This window comes from Shewanella sp. BJSY2023SW005, assembly GCF_047314585.1.
In the GTDB taxonomy this organism is placed as follows: Bacteria; Pseudomonadota; Gammaproteobacteria; order Enterobacterales; family Shewanellaceae; genus Shewanella; species Shewanella algae.
On sequence record NZ_JBKORJ010000065.1, the window covers coordinates 28886 to 46773 of the forward strand.

Here is a 17888-nt window from a genome sequence, read left to right on the forward strand (position 1 = left end):
AATATACTGGCTCCATCTTAGTAATTGGAGACAGACACAATGCAAACAGACAACCAAATTTATGTGGTTATAGGCGGAACATCCGGCATAGGCGCCGAACTCGCAGGGCTATTGAAGGCCGAAGGAGCACAGGTTCATGTTGCGAGTCGTAGAACCGGGCTGGATATCAGCGATGAGCAATCTGTTTATCACTTCTTTGAATCAGTAGGTGCCTTCGATCACCTGATCATTACCGCAGGTTCCTTCGCTCCGGCAGGCAGGGTGGTTGATGTTGAGCTGGCTCAGGCCAAAGCCGCCTTCTTGGGGCGCAATAAATGCTGCCAAACAGGCTGCACGTTACATCAAACACGGTGGTTCCATCACTCTGACTTCCGGAATGTTGGCACGCAAAGTGGTTGCCGCGACTTATGTGAAAACGGCAATCAATGCCGCTTTAGAAGCCGTAACCCGAGTGCTTGCCAAGGAGTTGGCTCCGATTCGTGTCAATGCCGTCAGTCCCGGGTTAACTGACACACAAGCGCACCATGGCATGTCAGACGAAGCCAGAAACACCATGTATCAGCGCGCCGAAGCGGCCTTGCCGGTAAAGAGGATTGGCCAGACTGCAGATATCGCCCTGGCCTACCTGTTATTGCTGCAAAACCCCTATATGACGGGCGTGGTTATCGATGTCGACGGCGGGGCGCTGCTCAACTAAGCGTCTTTTACCAAAGCGATTCCCAACAACAATAGTGCGGTGTCTGCGCCAAGCCGACATCGTTCAAAGCTCAGGAAATTTCATTATGAACAAGCAAAAAATGCCGCTGCAGGTCTGGATCTTGACACTTGCAGCATTTGCCATAGGCACAGCCGAGTTTGTTATCGCCGGTATACTTCCCCAGGTGGCCGCTTCATTGTCAATTACCGAAGGGCAGGCGGGCTATCTCATCAGTGCTTATGCCCTGGCCATAGTATTTGGTGGGCCGATACTCACCATCTACCTGGCACGTTTCAACAAAAAGAAAGTTCTGGCCGGTTTGATGGTGTTGTTCATTGCCGGCAACTTGTTGTCGGCATTTGCCCCTGACTATCAAGTCTTGATGATAAGCCGCATTGTCAGCGGCCTGGTGCAAGGTCCTTTTTACGGCATAGGGGCCGTGGTGGCCACCAATCTGGTATCCGAAAAAATGGCTGGCCGAGCCGTGGGGCAAATGTTCGCCGGCCTGACTCTGGCCAATGTGCTTGGCGTCCCAGGAGGAACCTGGATTGGTTTGCAATTTGGTTGGCATACCACTTTCCTGACCGTTGCCGCATTGGGTCTGGTTGCCTTGTTTTTCATCCTGACAGTGATCCAGTCCACAGGCAGCGGTCAGGCCAAAGATGTCAGGGCGCAACTGGCGGCTTTTAAAAATCCCATGCTGCTGCTCAGCCTGGCGATAACCGTCTTTGCCTGGTCCGGATTCATGACCCTCTACGGCTATCTGGCTCCCATTGCCATGCATGTTACCGGTTTTGGTGAAAGCGCGGTGACCTGGATCCTGGTTGTGGTGGGTGTCGGCTTGATTGTGGGCAATACCTTGGGTGGGCGCTCCTCTGACAAGGATCTGCATAAGGCATCTGTGTTCTGGACCTTGGCGATGATAGTTTCTCTGCTGTTGGTTGGCCTGACGGTTGAGAGCAAACTGATGTTTATCGTGACGACTTTCATCTTCGGTATCGCCTCTTTTGCCAACGTGCCCGCCATGCAGCTAAGGGTCATGGATCACGGTGGCGATGGTCAGGAGCTTGCGGCGACCGCCAATATCTCGGCATTTAATTTGGCCAATGCCTTCGGCGGATTTCTCGGCGGCATGGTGCTCGATAGCCAAGTGGGTGCCGATATGATCCCATTCGCTGCCATTTTGGTTCCCGTGATTGGCCTGCTGTTTATCACAGCGACCAATCGCCGTGAAAATGCCCGTATACCGGCTGCCGAGATCTCCTGATAAGCCTCGCCCCGTAGCAGGAGATTATTCGATATAGAACACAGTGGTATTCTGCAATGTGAGTGTGTGCGAAAAGTATACAAAAAAGGCTGCCAAGGCAGCCTTTCTCTGTTTTCAATCAAGCCTGGTTTATTTTGTTGCGGCTTTGGTTTCGGCTTTTGTTTCGGCATGGGGATTGCGGGTGTCCGTCCCCTCCGGCAAGTTACGCAGCAAGATGGCTGAGTCCAGTTCCAAATCGGCCGGTACCGGCATATAGACGGTATGGCCCGAACCTAAACCGGCCTCAATGGCTTCACCCTTACGGTTTTGCAGGCTTTCCAATGTCAGGTTGATGTTGCCTTGTGGCGTCATCATCTCCAGGCTGTCGCCCAGCAAAAACTTGTTCTTCACTTCGATTTCGGCCAGACCTTCGGCGTTACGCTGACCGGTAAACTCACCGACAAACTGCTGGTTGTCACTGATAGAGTGGCCGTATTCATAGTTCTGGTACTCATCGTGAACATGACGGCGCAGGAAGCCTTCGGTGTAACCTCTGTGGGCCAAGCCTTCCAGGCGGTTCATCAGGCTACGGTCGAAGTCTTTTCCGGCTGCGGCATCATCTATGGCCTGACGGTAAAGCTGCGCCGTGCGCGCCACGTAGTAGAATGACTTGGTGCGGCCTTCAATCTTCAATGAATCCACGCCGATACGGCTCAGGCGTTCTACGTGCTGAATGGCGCGCAGATCTTTGGAATTCATTATGTAGGTGCCGTGCTCGTCTTCAAAGGCCGGCATATATTCGCCGGGACGGTTGGCTTCTTGCAGCAGGAAAATCTGATCGCTGCTTGGGCCCTGGCCCAGAGTCGGCTGCTCTATCTGCACCGGGTTGACTGCGACTATGTCGCCGGTTTCATTTTCCTTGGCCTCGTGAGCATCATACTTCCAGCGGCAGGCGTTGGTGCAGGTGCCTTGGTTGGGATCGCGTTTATTGATATAGCCGGACAACAGGCAACGGCCGGAATAGGCCATGCATAGTGCGCCGTGAACAAACACTTCCAGCTCTATGTCCGGACAACGCTGGCGTATCTCTTCGATTTCATCCAGCGATAGCTCGCGGGAGAGGATCACGCGCTTGATCCCCTGGGACTGCCAGAATTTAACCGAGGCCCAGTTGATGGCGTTGGCCTGTACCGACAGGTGCACTACCTGCTCGGGAAAGGCTTCACGAACCATCATGATAAGACCGGGATCTGACATGATAAGGGCATCCGGCTGCATGGCGACCACAGGCTCCATGTCCTTGATATAGGTCTTGAGCTTGGCATTGTGGGGAGCGATATTGCTGACCACATAGAGTTTCTTGCCCAGAGCATGGGCTTCCTGAATCCCCGTAGCCAGGTTTTCCATCTTAAAGTCGTTGTTACGTACCCTTAAGCTGTATCTGGGTTGGCCCGCATATACGGCATCTGCACCATAGGCAAAGGCATAACGCATATTTTTCAGGGTCCCGGCGGGAGACAGAAGCTCTGGTTTAAACATAATTTACTCTCAATTAACGGCAGTCCGGCGGTTGCACGACGTGGCAGCAGGGGCGGCATTTTACTTAATTAAAGTAGGGGTATGCAAATATCCCAAACATTGGCTGTCAATCACAACGGGCATAACAACAAGAAACCTTGCCTTATCAAAGGAAGGTGCGACTTCTGGTACCATTTGGGACAAGGTGGCGATTAAACAGTGACCGGCAGTCGATTTCAGTAGCCAACTACGGCAACTTGATATCACTTGGCGTTTTTTTACGCTCACGGCTGCCGGGGTTGCTGATATACTGAGTCACAGTATCTGAACAGTTTTTTTACATTGGAGAGTGCATGTCTACCGAACATCAACTCTTGGTTGGTTTGTTGCGGAAACTCAAGAACGATACCCTGGTGCTGCCAACCTTGCCGGAAGTGGCCATGCGGGTGCAGGAGGTGGTCAGTCGTCCCGACTCAAGCCTGAGGGAAGTTGCCGATATCATAGGTCAGGATGCCGCCATATCGGCGCGTTTGATCAAGGTAGCCAACAGTGCTTTCTACAGCCGGGGTATTCCTGCGGAAAACATCAACAGTGCCGTAACCCGTATAGGCTTGGCGCAGATCAAATCCATCGCCACCTCCATCGCCATGGAGCAGTTGTTCATCTCCACCAACGAGATGGTGTGGGAAGTCATGGATGAGGTGTGGCGCACTTCCATAGATGTAACCGCCGCGGCCGGCGCCATGCTGCTTATCTATAACAAGACCCATCCGGGCAGCGGCCTGAATTATGATACTTTGACCCTGGCGGGGCTGGTGCATAATATCGGTGCCTTGCCGGTACTGACCGAGGCCGAGGCTCACCCGGAGCTCTTTGGCAGCATAGATCAGCTAAGAGCCTTGGTGCGCAAGATGCAAGGGCCCATAGGGCGGGCGGTACTCAAGAGCTGGGACTTTGCCCCGGATGTGATGGAAGTGGTCGAGCGCTGGGCTGATTTGCCCTATCTGCCGGATCATGTGACTTACCTGGACTTCATTCGCTCGGCGGCCTTCTATGCCGGGGAGTTGCGAGCCGGCGCCGAGCTTGAACAGCGTCTGGAAGTCTTTGTCGATAGGGGCTTGCCCGTCAGTGCCGAACTGCTAGGCAGTGATGAGTTTCTGGACAAGTACCATTCAATCAAGCAAAGCTATGAGTAAATATTGAGTTAACCCATCTTTGTCGTTCACGGGAGAATACCGCTTTGATGATAGGCCCATGGTTGCTTTCTATCGCGTTAATCACAGTGTTTATTCTCCTTTTGTGGCGCCGCCAGCGTCAAAAAGAGCGGCGCTTTATCAAGCTGCTCGGCAAACAACTCGACAATCAGATAAAAGCGCGCGCACCACTTGAACTGCCTTGGGTGCCGGTCGCCTTCTATGAGCTGGTCAATAGCCTGGAGAAGTTGCTGCAGGCCCTTCCGCCACCTGTGGGGAAAGATAAACTCACAGGTCTTGCCAATAGGGTAGGGCTCAAGCGCAGCGTTACCGCCTTGATGCCGCTGCAACAGGGCACCATGGTGCTGCTGGACATCTACCGTTTCCGTTACGTCAATGACCTGTTTGGCTTTGCCTTTGGCGATCAGCTGCTCAAGCAGATGGCAGACCGCCTGCTGGGATTGCAGCAGGTGCCCAGATTACTGGCGCGGATGAATGAAGATGAGTTTCTGCTGTACTTTGAGCAGCAACAGACAGAAGAAGATCTGCATCGGCTGCGGGGCAGGTTACAGGTGCCTTTTGATATTGAAGGTACGCCTGTAAGTATCCGCATTCAGATGGGCTATCTGGATTTGCATGCCCATCATACCGATCTCAGCCTGATGTTGCGCCGCCTGGATCTGGCGCTGAAAAAAGCCCGCAATAGCCGTGATCTGCTGGCCGGTTATCAGACGGGTGAAGACAGTATCCAAATGCGCGAGCTGGAGATCATCAACAGCCTGCCCAAGGCGTTGAAGACAGGGCAGTTGTATCTGGTTTATCAGGCCAAAGAAGAGGTGAGCAGCGGCCTTTGTCGCCAGGTTGAAGCGCTCATCCGTTGGGAACATCCCAAATTCGGCACCATTTCTCCGGCCGAGTTTATTCCACTGGCCGAGTATTCCGGCATGATAGGCCTGGTGAGTCAGTGGGCGCTGGAGCAGGTGATGATGCAGCAGCGCAAGTGGCGCAGCGGTGGCTTCAAGGTGCGGATAGCGCTTAACCTTTCGGCGCAGGATCTCAACAACGGCTGCATGCTGCAGGAGATTGAACGCCAACTGCAGGAGTATCAGTTGCCGGGTGAGGTACTGGCGATAGAGATCACCGAGAGCAGCCTGATGGCCGATCTTGAGCAGGCGATAAAAATCCTGGAGCGGCTGCGGCAACTGGACATTCGTCTGGCGATAGATGATTTTGGTACCGGGCACTCGTCGCTGGCCTATTTGAAAAATCTGCCGGTAGATGAAGTCAAAATCGATAAGGCGTTCAATGAAGAGTTGCTCAGCAACAGCAATGCCAAGCATATTATGCGTGCCAGCATCCAGATGGCCAAGTCACTGGGTTTTGAGGTCACTGTCGAGGGGATCGAATCTATGGCGCTGAAACAGATGCTGATCTCCCTGGGGGCCGATCAGCTGCAGGGTGATATTGTCGCCAAACCCAAGACGGCGCCTGAGCTTGAATACTGGTACGCCAAGCACAGCATGCAAACCAAGACGGTGAGCTGAACTATTGGCTATAGGCCTAATCTTGTTGCTGCTATGCCCTTAACTGTGTCTCCAACTGTTCGAGTAGTGTCGCCGGCATAGGGCAAAGCTGGCGCTGGCTATTCATGCACACCATTTCAACCCGGCCACTGACTGCCGCCCTGGCGGCGTTTTCGCGCCAGATCTCCTGTTCCCACACTGTGCGGTATTTGCTTTCGAAGGCAAAACGGGTACGGACATCCAGGATATCGGCAAACTCGACCCCTTCCTGACAGGTGAGCTCGGAGCGATAGACAGCAAAACCTATTCCATCCGAATGCCACAGGCGTTTCAGTTCGTTGGCACCTATAACCTGTTCACGGGCGCGCTCGAAGTACTTCAGAAAATTGGGGTGGTACACCACGCCGGAAAAGTCCGTATCTTCGTAGTAGATCTGCAATTGAAAATGAAACCAAGGGCTGAAGCTGAGTTGCATGCAAATACCTGTAATTGAGTCGCGCCCGGCAGTTTAGCACTCGCGCCGGCAAAGGTCAGCTCAGAGGCGGCTGCTACTGATGATCTGCTGGTATTGACCGCTTTGTTTCATCTGTCTCAGTCCTTCATCCAGTGCCTTGGCCAGCTTTGGAGAAGAGGCATTTTGCAGCGAAAAAGCCAGAAATATTCGGCTCTGGTGATTGGAAAATGCCGGTAGGATCTCCTCTTCAACACCCATACGTTTGATAAAACCTTCGGCCACCTTGTCGAACATAATGGCTGCATCTATGCGGTTGAGCAGTAAGAGGTTGAGTAATTGCTCCTGGCTGGCTACCGGTACCAACTGTAACTGTTGGCTCAGTTTGGCAAATTCATCGCCGTATTCGTAACCCTTGATTATCCCAACGACGCTGCCCTTGGGTAGCTGCCATTTGTTTTGGGCATTCAGTGGCCGATTTCTGTTGTAGTAGAAGGAGGCATTGGCAACAAACAGCGGCTCTTCACCAAACAGAAAATCCGGCTCGGTACTGCGCTCACGGGTCACATTGAACACCCCTTGCACCTGTCCCTTACGGGCCATCATCAAGGCTCTGGAATAGGGCACTACCAAGCTTTCCACTTGAATATGCTCAATAGAGAAAGCGGCGGTTATCAGTTGGTGGGATAAGCCTTGCCCGGTTCTGTCGGCAAAAGGTGGCCAGCTGTCTTCGGCGGCGAGTAAGACTTTTGTCTCTGCTTCGGCCCAAGCCAATGTTGAAGAAAACATGTAAATAAAACAAGTTAATACAGCTATTATTCCAGATCTCATTCTCATCCTTTGATTGAGTCGCCTGGTTTGGAAAGGTTAAAAATAGTACCTGAGTCTTAGGGAAGATGCGAGCAAGTCCCATCTGTGCCCTGAGTCGAATCACAGGCCACTGAAATCAGCAAATACCCGGGCCACACCTTTCGCAAAGGGTGTGTGTTTTGCTTAAATTGCATCCCCTCATAGCGAGTGCCGAAAAGCCCGGGTTTTAGATTGTGAACCAGTTGGCGTTTATTATTGTGGTGGTTTGCATTCTATATATCATTAGATTATTCTCAATGAAATTTTTCTAATGGATAGGGGTGTACCATGCCAGAAAAGATTATTGAACTTGAAACCAAAATGGGTAAAGGCTGGAAAGTGACAGCGCAGGTGCGTGAGCATACCTTGGTCATTGACCAACCGACGGCCGGTAACGAAGGAGCCAATCCGCTTGAGACCTTCCTGTTTTCTCTGGGGGGCTGTATTTCTGCCATTGCCAGAATGGTAGCCAGAGAGCAGAAAATCGATCTCCGGGGGATGAACATCAAGGTGCGTGGCGAGATGAATTCCGACGGTTTGCTGGGGAAAGCCAGCGAGGATCCTGTCGGGTTTCGCCGTATTACCCTGGATGCCGATATTGACGCCGACATGACTGCAGAACAAAAGCAGCAGTTTCTCGATACTGTCTGCCATCGTTGTCCCGTGCATGACAACCTGTTGAGCGCCTCCAGAGTAGAGCATCAAAGCGTCTGATGCCTGAAGCTTCAAATGCTCTTGGCTTGAGCGCTGTCAGTCCTTGCCAAACCTGGGCTAAATAAAGTAAAGCGCTGAACCAGGCCTGCTGCTGTGAATACTGACAGGCTGACAGATAACCATTGGATCAGACGGCAAAATGCCGTTTCGCCTCCTACACTTGCAAGGGAAGATGCAAGTTCAGGGATAACATAGCAAAGGAGGCGAGAATGAGTTATATCGATGTGATGGTCGCTCCGGTTCCCAGCGCCAAGAAACAGCAGTATCTTGAGCATGCACGCCGGGCGGCGGGTCTGTTCAAGTCTCAGGGGGCTTTGGAGCTGGTAGAATGCTGGGGGGATGATGTCCCGGAAGGTAAGCTTACTTCCATGCCTATGGCGATAAAGCGCCAGGACGACGAGACTGTGGTGGTTTCCTGGATCGTTTGGCCGGACAAGGCCACGCGCGATAAAGGTATGCAGTTTATCATGACAGATCCTTCTGTTCCCGAGACTCTCGGCGATATGCCGTTCGATGGCAAGAGGATGATCTGGGGCGGCTTTGAGATGCTGCTCAAGGAGTAGCCTTTCTTTGACTCCTCAATAAAACACGGGATGCCGCTTGGCATCCCGTGTTTTATTGAGGCTTTCTATTGAGCCAGGCAGAATCAATCTGAACCTGAGCCTATGTTTATCTGCGCCTGCTGCCGGGCGATAGCGGCATTGAGCCTGTCTTTGACATGGCCGGGCGACTTGGTGTTATAGGACAAGAGTCGATACATGGCCGGGATCACCAACAGGGTGACAAAGGTCGCAAACGCCATACCGAAGAACACTACGGTTCCCACGGCAATACGGCTCTCAGAGCCGGCACCGGTGGAGAAGATCAGCGGAATCGCGCCGACAATCGCGGTGAAGGAGGTCATCAGGATAGGCCGCAAACGCCGCGCCGAGGCATCGATAACCGCCTGTTCGAAGGCCAGCCCCTTGTCTCGCAGTTGGTTGGCAAATTCGACTATCAGAATACCGTTCTTGGTCACCATGCCTATCAACATGATCATCCCTATCTGGCTGTAGAGGTTGAGCCCTTGTTGTGTCAGCCACAGGCCAAGGAAGCCGCCGAATACCCCCATGGGGACGGTCAACATCACCACCAGTGGGTTGATAAAGCTTTCGAACTGAGCCGCCAGCACCAGATAAACCACCAAGAGGGCCAAACCGAATACCAGCAGCATGCTGCTCTGGTTTTCCTTGAAGTCTTTCGACTCACCTGTATAGCTGATACTGATATCACCGGGCAGGGATTCAATCGCCTTGGCGTCGAGGAAATCCAGCGCTTCTCCCAGAGTGGCGCCATCCATGAGGTTAGCCTTGATGGTGATGGACTTTTGTTTGTTGGTATGGCTCAGTCGCTGCGGCGAGGCCACTTCTTCGATATGCGCCAGGCTGTCGAGGGTAACCAGCTCGCCCTTGGTGGTACGCATATAGATCTGGCTAAGGTCGCTCATGCTGCTGAACTGTTTTTCATCCCCGCGCACATAGACATCATACTCTTCACCCCTGTCCACATAGGTGGTTTGTTTGCGGCCGCCGAGCATCACTTCCAGGGTTTCCGAAACATCGGCAACACTGACACCAAGCTCTGCCGCCCTTTGTCTGTCAACCGTGACCAGAAGCTCAGGGGTGGTTTCGGCATAATCCAGATCGGCGCCGCGCATCAGGCCACTGCTGTTGGCCTCCTGTTGCAGCAGCTGTGCCCATTTGAACAGCTCTTTATAGTCGGATCCGCCGATAACAAACTGCACCGGCTCACTGGAGCGGCCACGGAAGCCGGGTAACATGGGCCGCACCATCACATCGGGAATATCTTTCAATACCTGGGCTATCATCACCAGCGCCTGATCGGCGTTGATATCCCTGTCCTCCCAATCCTCGAGCTGCATGATCACAAAACCTGTCTGATCACCGGCGCGGCCACCAAAGGCCGGCGCCTGCACACTGAAGGACTTGAGCACGCCCTGGCCCAGCAGCGGCATCAGTCTGTCCTGTACTATGTCCATGTTGGCTGTCATGCGGTTGTAGCTGGTTCCTTCGGCGCCCTTGATAAAGGCGAAGATCACCCCGCGGTCTTCCTGCGGTGCCAGCTGTGCGGGAATATGGTTTACCAGCAAGGCGCTGCCGCCGATACAGGCGAGGATAACCAAGGGTGCCGCAACCTTGTGACGTATGGCAATGGCCACCATGGCGCGATACTTAAGCTCGAGCGCCGCAAAGAAGCGATTCAAGGCGCGGTTGAAGGCGTTGGGTTTGACATTGGCCTTGAGCAACTGGCTGCTGAGCACAGGTGTCAGTGTCAGCGCCACTAGGGATGAGAACAGTACAGACACCGCCAGCAGCACGGAAAACTCGGTGAACAGCAAGCCGACCATGCCTTCCATAAAGGAGATGGGCAGAAATACCATCACCAATACCGCCGTGGTGGCAATAACGGCAAAGCCCACTTCGCGGGTGCCCTTGTAGGCGGCCAGCAGCGGGTCTTCCCCGCGCTCTATGTGGTGAAAGATATTCTCTACCACCACAATGGCGTCATCCACCACCAGGCCTATGGCCAGGATCAGTGCCATCAGGGTCAGCAGGTTGATGGAAAAGCCCAAGAAGTAGGCGGCCATAAAGGCCGAGATCAGCGATACCGGCACAGTCACAGCAGGAATAAGCGTTGCCCGCAGCTGGCCGATGAAAATATACAGCACCAGCAGTACCAACGCCGCCGTGATATAGAGGGTGTAATATACCTCGTCTATGGCCTGATCGATAAACACGGTCGAGTCGTAGTCCACATATAGCTGGGTACCGGCCGGCAGAAACTTTTGCAGTGCGTCCACCTGCTTGTAGACATCTTTGGCGACATCCAGCGGGTTGGCATCCGATTGCGGTACTATCCCCAGGCTGAGGTTGACTATGCCGTTGCTCTTGAAGGTGGAGTTCTCATTCTCGGCGCCGACAAATACCTCGGCCACATCCTTGAGATAAACCGGCGAGCCGTTTGCGCTGCTGACCTGCAGATAGTCGAACTGCTCAGGGCTCAGATAGAGGCGGGCGGTGCGCACTGTCATCACTGTGGTGTCGTTACGCAGCTCACCACCGGGGGATTCCATATTCTCCGCCTTCAGGGCTGTAAGGATATCCTGCACAGTGACATTGCGACCGGCCATCTGCTCAGGCTTGAGGCGCACATACATCACCTTGTAGAGGCCTCCTGAGATATCCACCGAGCTGACCCCTGTGATCAGGTTGAACTTATCTTCCAGTACTCGGCGGGAATAGTCAGTGAGCTGGGTACGATCCATCTCGCTGGAGCTCAAGTTGACATAGATGGAGGGCTCGCCCGAGCCGTTGTCTTTGGAGACTATCGGGTCGTTGGCTTCTTCCGGCAGCCTGCGCTGCGCCCGGGCCACGGCATCACGGACATCGCTCACCCCTTCGGTGAGGTTCCAGCCCAATTTGAAGGTCACAGTGATCCGCGACATGCCGTTGCGGCTCACCGAGGTGATTTCATCGATACCGCTGATGCCTGTCAGCTCATCCTCAAGGTTTTTGGTGACCTGACTCTCCATGATAGAGGCGCTGGCCCCTTCATAGGTGGTCATCACAGTGACGACCGGGCTCTCCACATCCGGCATTTCCCGCACCGACAGCTTGCTGAAAGACACCAGACCAAAGACACACAAAAGCAGGCTCAGCACTATGGCGCTGATCGGCCGTTTGACCGAGGCATCGGATAACAACATCAGTGAAGCTCCCCGGTCTGCTGTACTGCTTCGGCGGTCAAGGGCTTGACGCTGGCGCCATCACGAATATTCACCAGTCCCTGAACCACAATGCGATCCCCCAGGCTGACGCCATCTGTGATAAGCACCAGATTGTCGACCCGGGCGCCCAAATGCACTTCGGTGCGGTGGGCTATGCTGTTTTCATCGATGCGATAGACATAACGCTTGGTGCCGGAATACTCCAACGCCTGTACAGGTACTACCGCCTGATGAATTGGTGGGAAGGTCAGGGTGGCCGATAACATCATGCCAGGTCTCAAGTATTTGTTTTTATTTTTGAATTCTACCCGCGCCCTGACGTTGAGAGTATCCGGGTTGACTCTGGGATCTATGGCAACCACCTTGCCCTGAAACAGTTGGCCGTTCCAGGCACTGCTGCTGCCTTGTACCTGCATGCCGACACTCAGTTGCGACAGATAAGATTCGGGCACCTGCAGATCGAGCCGCAATAAGCTCAGATCATCGAGACTCAAGAGTTCGGTTCCCTGGCTCACCAGCTTACCCTTGCTGAAATCCACCAGGCCCACTGTACCGGAAAAGGGAGCCCGCAGATGATGGTAGGAAAGTTCGGCCCTGGCCGAGGCCAGCCTGGCTTCGGCGATACTGACGCTGGCGCGTTGGGCATCAATTTCTGTCTGGGTAATGGCGTTGCGGCCTATGAGTTTTTCATACTCGCCCAACTTACGCCGCTCATCGGCCAGATAAGATTCAGCTTCCATCACCGCCGCTTTGGCCTTGGACTCTTCCAAAACCAGCAAGAGTTCCCCCGCCTTCACCTCCTGGTTGGAGCGCACTGCGATAGCGTCTATCTTGCCGGCGACTTGAGGCGCTATAGTGACCGAGCGTTCTGCTTCCAGCTTGCCTATCAGAGTCAGGGATTGTGCCAGGGATTGCTCTGTGACTGTGGCGGTAATTACGGGAACGGCGGCTTTGCCCATCCCCATGCCTGAGCCAGGTTTGTTGCCGGCTTTATCTGCCGTCGGAGTCAAGAGGAGATAGGCGGCCACACAAAGGCCAAGAACCAGGAGTCCGATATAAGGTTTTTTCATTGTGTCCCATCTGATGCCGGTAGAGATCCGCTAGGATCTGAAGGTTGCCTATTTTACGGGAGCCTCAAGCATAAAGCTGGTAAATGAGTGTAAAAAAGCGCAAATTCCAGTGTGAAAATGTGACCGATGGCGAATGTCTGAATCTGTTCTCTCAAACTGTTCCTTGCCTGCAACAGTTTTTAATAAAATGAGTTGTAAGATGTGTAGTTGTAAATTTTTGCCGAGTCAGATATTTGTCAGGAGTCATTTTACCTTGGTTTTAATGAGACTTGGTCATCATATTCATAAGTCATATTAAATTATTTCCTTTGGCGCTTGTGCGCCTGTTTTTATATGTGCTAACTGAGTTGTTTATATTGGTGTTGTTATTTGGTTTGGTGTTCTGTTTATTCATGGAATACTGTATTGGTGCCTGTATAAATATGGTGAAACACAATGAATATTTACAGGAATATAAAGTTTTCACGTTATTGTTATGGCGGAAAGCAAGCTCGTAATTTAATTCTGCTGGCTATTTTCTTTATGATGGCGCGGCCGGTACCAGCCGATGATACTGAGCTTTATGTTTACGAATCCTCCTCGCGAACCGGCGATAGGCCGCAAATCCTGATCATTTTTGATAATTCCCGCAGCATGGAAGAGTACGTCTATGATGTCGATGAAAGTTACTCGGGAGTAGAGGGCTCCGGCAGTCAAAATACCGAAAGCGGGTTCCTGTATTTTACCAAGGGCACTCCAGATTCAGTTAATATTCCTGTGTTGGATGAACAGAAAGGAAGCCGGCGGTTCAAGAGGGAGAATAACGGTTGTCAAACTTCCTGGGAGTATTTAAATAAGTATGGAACTTATACCGGGTTTATTCGGGAATATAGCTTCTCGGGGCAGAATGGTACCTGGAAAGAATTACCTGAGAATGCCGGTGCCAATCTTACCTTGATTGATTGTTTCGAAGATATTCAGGATGAACACTATGGTAACGCCTCAGGAATTGTAGATGGCTTGCCGCTCGATGGCACCGGCAATCGTAAAGAAGTGGTTGGTTACACAGAGGTGAATGACGGCTCCAGCGCTGAGCAGAAAAAAGCCGCCAAGGAAGCCGCAGAGCGAACCGGTTTCGGCACGGGTCGGCCGGTTACTTTCTACACGGAAGATTATCTGCGCTGGTATCACAGCGACAAAAAGAAAGTAACCAAGACCCGGTTGCAGGTCGCCAAGGACGCGATTCAAAATGTGATAGTGACCACTCCTGGGGTTGATTTGGGGCTGGCAATCTTCAACTTGAACTTCAAGCTGGAAGGGGAGCGTGATGGTGGACGGATCATCTCGGGGATCAAGTCCATGACCGCTGCCAGCAAGATAGAGCTCATTAACAGGATTAATGATATTTCCTACGCCCAGGCCACGCCACTGTGTGAGACCTTTTATGAGGCTTTTCGCTATTTTAGCGGCAAGGGAGTGCACTTCGCCGATAAAGACAGTGATTATTTTTTTACAAACAGCGATGGCAAGGTTGTCGATCAGTATCTGGTTAAAGATACCCCGCAAAGGGATATGAGCATTATCAAGGGTGGCAGCTATGTTTCGCCGTTCAAGCCATGCCAGAGCCAGGTTTATGTTGTTTATATTACCGACGGTGAACCCACTCAGGATGCCTCTGCCGATGATCTGATCCAAGAGATGACGGGGGATGAGGATGCCTATATCACCCAAAGAAGCCGGAGTTATCTCAGTGCCCTGAGCAGTTGGATGAGTCGGAATGACCTTAACTCCAATCTGGCAGGCAAACAGACAGTGACCACTTTTACCATAGGCTTCAGCGAGGGGGCGGCCAAGGCCGAAGTCTTACTGAGAAAAACCGCCGAAAAGGGGGGCGGCCGCTACTTCGATGCCCAGTATGCCAGCAAGTTGCAGTCGGCAATTCAATCTGTGGTTAATCAAATTCTGGAGAAGAACGCCAGCTTCACCTCGCCTTCGGTGGCCAGCAATAATTTCAACAAGCTACAAACCTTGGATTCAGTGTATTACTCGATGTTTTTGCCCAACAAGGGACCTCGCTGGCGTGGCAATATCAAGAAGTTCCAAGTGACGGATAAAGGCAAAGTGGTCGACAGCAAAGGTGAGCCGGCCATTGCCGAGAATGGCAATATCAGTGCCAAGAGCTGTTCTTTTTGGAGTTCCAGCGGGGCTTGCAGTCAAGGAGGCGACGGCGATGATGTGACCAAGGGTGGGGTGGCCGAAGCCCTCTATAACCAAAAGCAGCGCACTTTGTATGGCAATTTTGCCGCCGGGGGCGACTTGTCACCGCTGACCTTAGATGCCGCCAGCGGTTATGCCGGAGGTGAAGCCAAGCTGGCGCAGCATATGGGGGTAGACAGCAGCCAGTTGCAGGGGCTGTTTGATTGGGCACGCGGCGAGGATGTCGATGACGACAACCGCAACGGCAATCGCAGCGATAAGCGTCGCGATCTTTTGGGTGACCCCCTGCATTCCAAGCCTCTGGCGATAGATTTTGGTTCGTCCGCAACCGACCCGGATATCCGTATCCTGGTGGGCAGCAATCATGGCATGCTGCATATGTTTCAGGACAAGGGGGCTTCGGTCAGTGAGAGTTGGGCCTTTATGCCCTGGGAATTTCTGCCCAATCTGGCTGAACTTAAAGCCAATGCACCGTCGGGCGTGCATTCGGTTTATGGTTTCGATGGTTCACCTGTGGCCTTTACCAAACGTGTGGGCAACAGGCTTGAGAAAGCCTGGGTGTTTATGGGGCTGCGGCGCGGCGGCCGTGGTTACTATGCTCTGGATGTTACCAACCCGGATAATCCCAAGCTGATGTGGCATGTTAATGCCGATACGGCCGGGATGAGCGAGTTGGGGCAAAGCTGGGCCAAACCTGTGGTGACCAGTATTCCTGGTTATGGGGATAAGCCGGTACTCATCTTTGGGGCAGGGTACTCTCCGGCCAAGGATACTCTGAGGGTGGGCAGCGCCGACAGCCAGGGGCGCGGGGTATTTATCCTGGATGCTGAAACCGGTAAGTTGCTGCACAGGTTCGGCCCCGGCGGTGATACCGAAATGCCTGAACTCAGAGACAGTATCCCCAATACGGTGGCCGTGCTTGATGACAATAGTGATGGTGTCAGCGACCGCATCTATGCTACAGACACTGGGGCCAATATCTGGCGTCTGGACCTGCCTGATGCCGACCGTAATAATTGGAGCGCCTTCAAGTTTGCTTCTCTTGGCGGCAGCACTGAGAGTACGGACAGGCGCTTCTTTGCCGCGCCTGTAGTGGCGCAAACCATGTTAAGTAATCAGACCGAGAACCGGGTCACGACCAACGGCGAGTCAAAGACAGTCAATTCATCCATGGAGATCCCCTATGATGCCGTAGTGGTGGGCTCTGGACTCAGGCCATCGCCTTCGGATACCAGTCGTTCGGACATGTTCTTTGTGTTGCAGGACAGAAACACTGCCAGCCAAAATTTCAATGAAATAGATCCCCCACAACCACTGACCCTGGCCGAACTCTACGATGTGACGGCCAAGGCGCCGAATTCCGCCCAGGAACATATCGATTTTGGCCGCAAACTCGGCTGGTATTATGACTTTACCCGCAGTGGTGAAAAGAGTCTGTCCGATGCCAGTATTATCAAAGGGCGGGTGTTTTTCACTTCCTATGTCCCGGGCAGTAAAGCCTCGGCGGAGCAATGTCTGGTCTCGGGCAAGGGGTATCTCTACGGCTTTGATCTGCATAAGGGGGCGCGCAGCTATACCCAGACTTATCTGGAGACGGGGGAAAGTCTCCCCGACACCCCGCAGTTGGTGGTGCAGCCAGGCACCAATGCCGACGGAACTGCCGGGGACAGCTATCTCTATCTGATTGGTATTGGGAATGCTGCGGCACTCATGGACAAGCTGGTTGATGATAAAGGCTGCCCTGCTGGGGACGAACAGTGTGTCGGTGAAGGCCCGGCGACTCACAAACTCTATTACTTCCAGGCCGATTGAAGCGCAGAGGTGTACAGTGAACAAGGTGATCCTTAGCTTGTCTTTGAGCGTATGTTTCCCCCTGATGGCGAGTGAGGGGCAAACGCGACAGGATTATAAGTGCCTGGTGGAAACAACAAGAGCGGCGCAGGAGATCATCCGGGTCTCCTGGGATCCGTCCAAGGCGGAACTCTATCAGCGACAGATGCCGGGAATGGTGCTGGAGCGGATTGGCAATCGTGGGCAGCGCCATTACATACGCGAAGTGTTTGAGTGCGTATCAAGGAATGAGGAATTTTACTCTGCCACAGGAAGAAAAATCGACCAGGCCGGCAAAAATCTGGACTGAGAGACCCAGGGTTGGCTTCATCGCTCTGTTTGCATCAAATAGGTAAATGCCCGAACAAGAGGTTTCTTTCGTGGCCAAGTCTCTCCTATTGATAACTTTCTTCTTCGGTGCCTTATTCCGAATTTTTAGGATATCAGCAAATGCCATGTTAATTACAATTGAGGTTTTGATACATATATTTTACATTTGATTCGGCGCAGCCAAGAGGTGTGCCACTCCTGTTTTGAATAAAGGTCATTTTAAAAACACCATAATAGTAGTGAATACCGGATCTTCTAAAATGAACTGGCTGATATTGTGCGGGTGTTCGGTTAAATGTTGAAGTCGAGTCAGATATTTGGCTAAGGTCAAATCTGTTTGATTAACCTGAGGCCAAATCGACACATTTTGATATTAATGTAAATAATTTGATTAATTTGTTGTTTGGGTGTTCCTGTCGTGGTAAATAGAGGCTCGAAGAGATAAAAGCCTTATTTTACAGTCCGGTGTTTTGTTTATCTCTAT

The 17888-nt window shown here is 52.5% G+C and carries 13 protein-coding genes; 8 read left to right on the forward strand and 5 right to left on the reverse strand.

Going from position 1 to position 17888, the window contains the following annotated elements; translation table 11 throughout:
- The first annotated feature begins 268 nt into the window (after positions 1-268).
- On the forward strand, positions 269-697 hold the full coding sequence (locus ACMHXI_RS20765) for an SDR family oxidoreductase (protein ID WP_222943368.1): 429 nt from the start codon (positions 269-271) through the stop codon (positions 695-697).
- An 85-nt stretch (positions 698-782) separates the two neighbouring features.
- A complete protein-coding gene (locus ACMHXI_RS20770) occupies positions 783-1964 on the forward strand; it encodes an MFS transporter (RefSeq protein ID WP_413736012.1) in 1182 nt (393 codons plus the stop codon).
- Positions 1965-2093: 129 nt separating this feature from the next.
- Here ACMHXI_RS20770 and yegQ read toward each other — a convergent pair whose 3' ends face one another.
- Positions 2094-3482 carry a tRNA 5-hydroxyuridine modification protein YegQ gene (yegQ, locus tag ACMHXI_RS20775; protein ID WP_025009443.1) on the reverse strand — a complete coding sequence of 463 codons (1389 nt, stop codon included), beginning with the start codon at positions 3480-3482 and terminating at the stop codon, positions 2094-2096.
- 332 nt (positions 3483-3814) lie between these two features.
- Between yegQ and ACMHXI_RS20780 the strand changes: the two genes are divergently transcribed.
- Positions 3815-4657, forward strand: coding sequence for an HDOD domain-containing protein (locus tag ACMHXI_RS20780; protein WP_025887591.1), 843 nt, complete (start codon positions 3815-3817; stop codon positions 4655-4657).
- Between the two features lie 47 nt (positions 4658-4704).
- Entirely contained in the window at positions 4705-6198 is a 1494-nt protein-coding gene (locus tag ACMHXI_RS20785) for a putative bifunctional diguanylate cyclase/phosphodiesterase (RefSeq protein WP_117200445.1), read from the forward strand.
- Between the two features lie 31 nt (positions 6199-6229).
- Here ACMHXI_RS20785 and ACMHXI_RS20790 read toward each other — a convergent pair whose 3' ends face one another.
- Positions 6230-6652 carry a thioesterase family protein gene (locus tag ACMHXI_RS20790; protein WP_117200446.1) on the reverse strand — a complete coding sequence of 141 codons (423 nt, stop codon included), beginning with the start codon at positions 6650-6652 and terminating at the stop codon, positions 6230-6232.
- Positions 6653-6712: 60 nt separating this feature from the next.
- Entirely contained in the window at positions 6713-7465 is a 753-nt protein-coding gene (locus tag ACMHXI_RS20795; RefSeq protein ID WP_037436415.1) for a substrate-binding periplasmic protein, read from the reverse strand.
- 300 nt (positions 7466-7765) lie between these two features.
- Between ACMHXI_RS20795 and ACMHXI_RS20800 the strand changes: the two genes are divergently transcribed.
- Both ACMHXI_RS20800 and ACMHXI_RS20805 read left to right on the forward strand, forming a co-directional pair.
- Positions 7766-8191 carry an OsmC family protein gene (locus ACMHXI_RS20800; protein ID WP_107352705.1) on the forward strand — a complete coding sequence of 142 codons (426 nt, stop codon included), beginning with the start codon at positions 7766-7768 and terminating at the stop codon, positions 8189-8191.
- 209 nt (positions 8192-8400) lie between these two features.
- Positions 8401-8754, forward strand: a complete 354-nt coding sequence (locus ACMHXI_RS20805; RefSeq protein ID WP_025887599.1) for a DUF1428 domain-containing protein — start codon at positions 8401-8403, stop codon at positions 8752-8754.
- Between the two features lie 83 nt (positions 8755-8837).
- Here ACMHXI_RS20805 and ACMHXI_RS20810 read toward each other — a convergent pair whose 3' ends face one another.
- A complete protein-coding gene (locus tag ACMHXI_RS20810; protein ID WP_208142615.1) occupies positions 8838-11957 on the reverse strand; it encodes a multidrug efflux RND transporter permease subunit in 3120 nt (1039 codons plus the stop codon).
- Positions 11957-13048: an efflux RND transporter periplasmic adaptor subunit gene (locus ACMHXI_RS20815; protein WP_144164797.1), complete on the reverse strand. Its 1092-nt coding sequence runs from the start codon at positions 13046-13048 to the stop codon at positions 11957-11959. Before ACMHXI_RS20815 ends, ACMHXI_RS20810 begins: the two co-directional genes overlap by 1 nt.
- A 435-nt stretch (positions 13049-13483) precedes the next feature.
- Here ACMHXI_RS20815 and ACMHXI_RS20820 point away from each other — a divergent pair, with 435 nt between their 5' ends.
- On the forward strand, positions 13484-17056 hold the full coding sequence (locus ACMHXI_RS20820; protein WP_413736017.1) for a pilus assembly protein: 3573 nt from the start codon (positions 13484-13486) through the stop codon (positions 17054-17056).
- On the forward strand, positions 16971-17384 hold the full coding sequence (locus tag ACMHXI_RS20825) for a TapY2 family type IVa secretion system protein (RefSeq protein ID WP_263858844.1): 414 nt from the start codon (positions 16971-16973) through the stop codon (positions 17382-17384). Before ACMHXI_RS20820 ends, ACMHXI_RS20825 begins: the two co-directional genes overlap by 86 nt.
- Positions 17385-17888: the final 504 nt, after the last annotated feature.

What these genes read in the sequence shown, in the direction of transcription:
- ACMHXI_RS20790 (WP_117200446.1), bottom strand. Translation starts at nt 6,652, where the DNA reads ATGCAACTCAGCTTCAGCCCTTGGTTTCATTTTCAATTGCAGATCTAC.
- ACMHXI_RS20810 (WP_208142615.1), bottom strand. Translation starts at nt 11,957, where the DNA reads ATGTTGTTATCCGATGCCTCGGTCAAACGGCCGATCAGCGCCATAGTG.
- ACMHXI_RS20800 (WP_107352705.1), top strand. Translation starts at nt 7,766, where the DNA reads ATGCCAGAAAAGATTATTGAACTTGAAACCAAAATGGGTAAAGGCTGG.
- ACMHXI_RS20820 (WP_413736017.1), top strand. Translation starts at nt 13,484, where the DNA reads ATGAATATTTACAGGAATATAAAGTTTTCACGTTATTGTTATGGCGGA.
- ACMHXI_RS20795 (WP_037436415.1), bottom strand. Translation starts at nt 7,465, where the DNA reads ATGAGAATGAGATCTGGAATAATAGCTGTATTAACTTGTTTTATTTAC.
- ACMHXI_RS20780 (WP_025887591.1), top strand. Translation starts at nt 3,815, where the DNA reads ATGTCTACCGAACATCAACTCTTGGTTGGTTTGTTGCGGAAACTCAAG.
- ACMHXI_RS20825 (WP_263858844.1), top strand. Translation starts at nt 16,971, where the DNA reads ATGATAAAGGCTGCCCTGCTGGGGACGAACAGTGTGTCGGTGAAGGCC.
- ACMHXI_RS20765 (WP_222943368.1), top strand. Translation starts at nt 269, where the DNA reads ATGTTGAGCTGGCTCAGGCCAAAGCCGCCTTCTTGGGGCGCAATAAAT.
- ACMHXI_RS20815 (WP_144164797.1), bottom strand. Translation starts at nt 13,048, where the DNA reads ATGAAAAAACCTTATATCGGACTCCTGGTTCTTGGCCTTTGTGTGGCC.
- ACMHXI_RS20785 (WP_117200445.1), top strand. Translation starts at nt 4,705, where the DNA reads ATGATAGGCCCATGGTTGCTTTCTATCGCGTTAATCACAGTGTTTATT.
- yegQ (WP_025009443.1), bottom strand. Translation starts at nt 3,482, where the DNA reads ATGTTTAAACCAGAGCTTCTGTCTCCCGCCGGGACCCTGAAAAATATG.
- ACMHXI_RS20805 (WP_025887599.1), top strand. Translation starts at nt 8,401, where the DNA reads ATGAGTTATATCGATGTGATGGTCGCTCCGGTTCCCAGCGCCAAGAAA.
- ACMHXI_RS20770 (WP_413736012.1), top strand. Translation starts at nt 783, where the DNA reads ATGAACAAGCAAAAAATGCCGCTGCAGGTCTGGATCTTGACACTTGCA.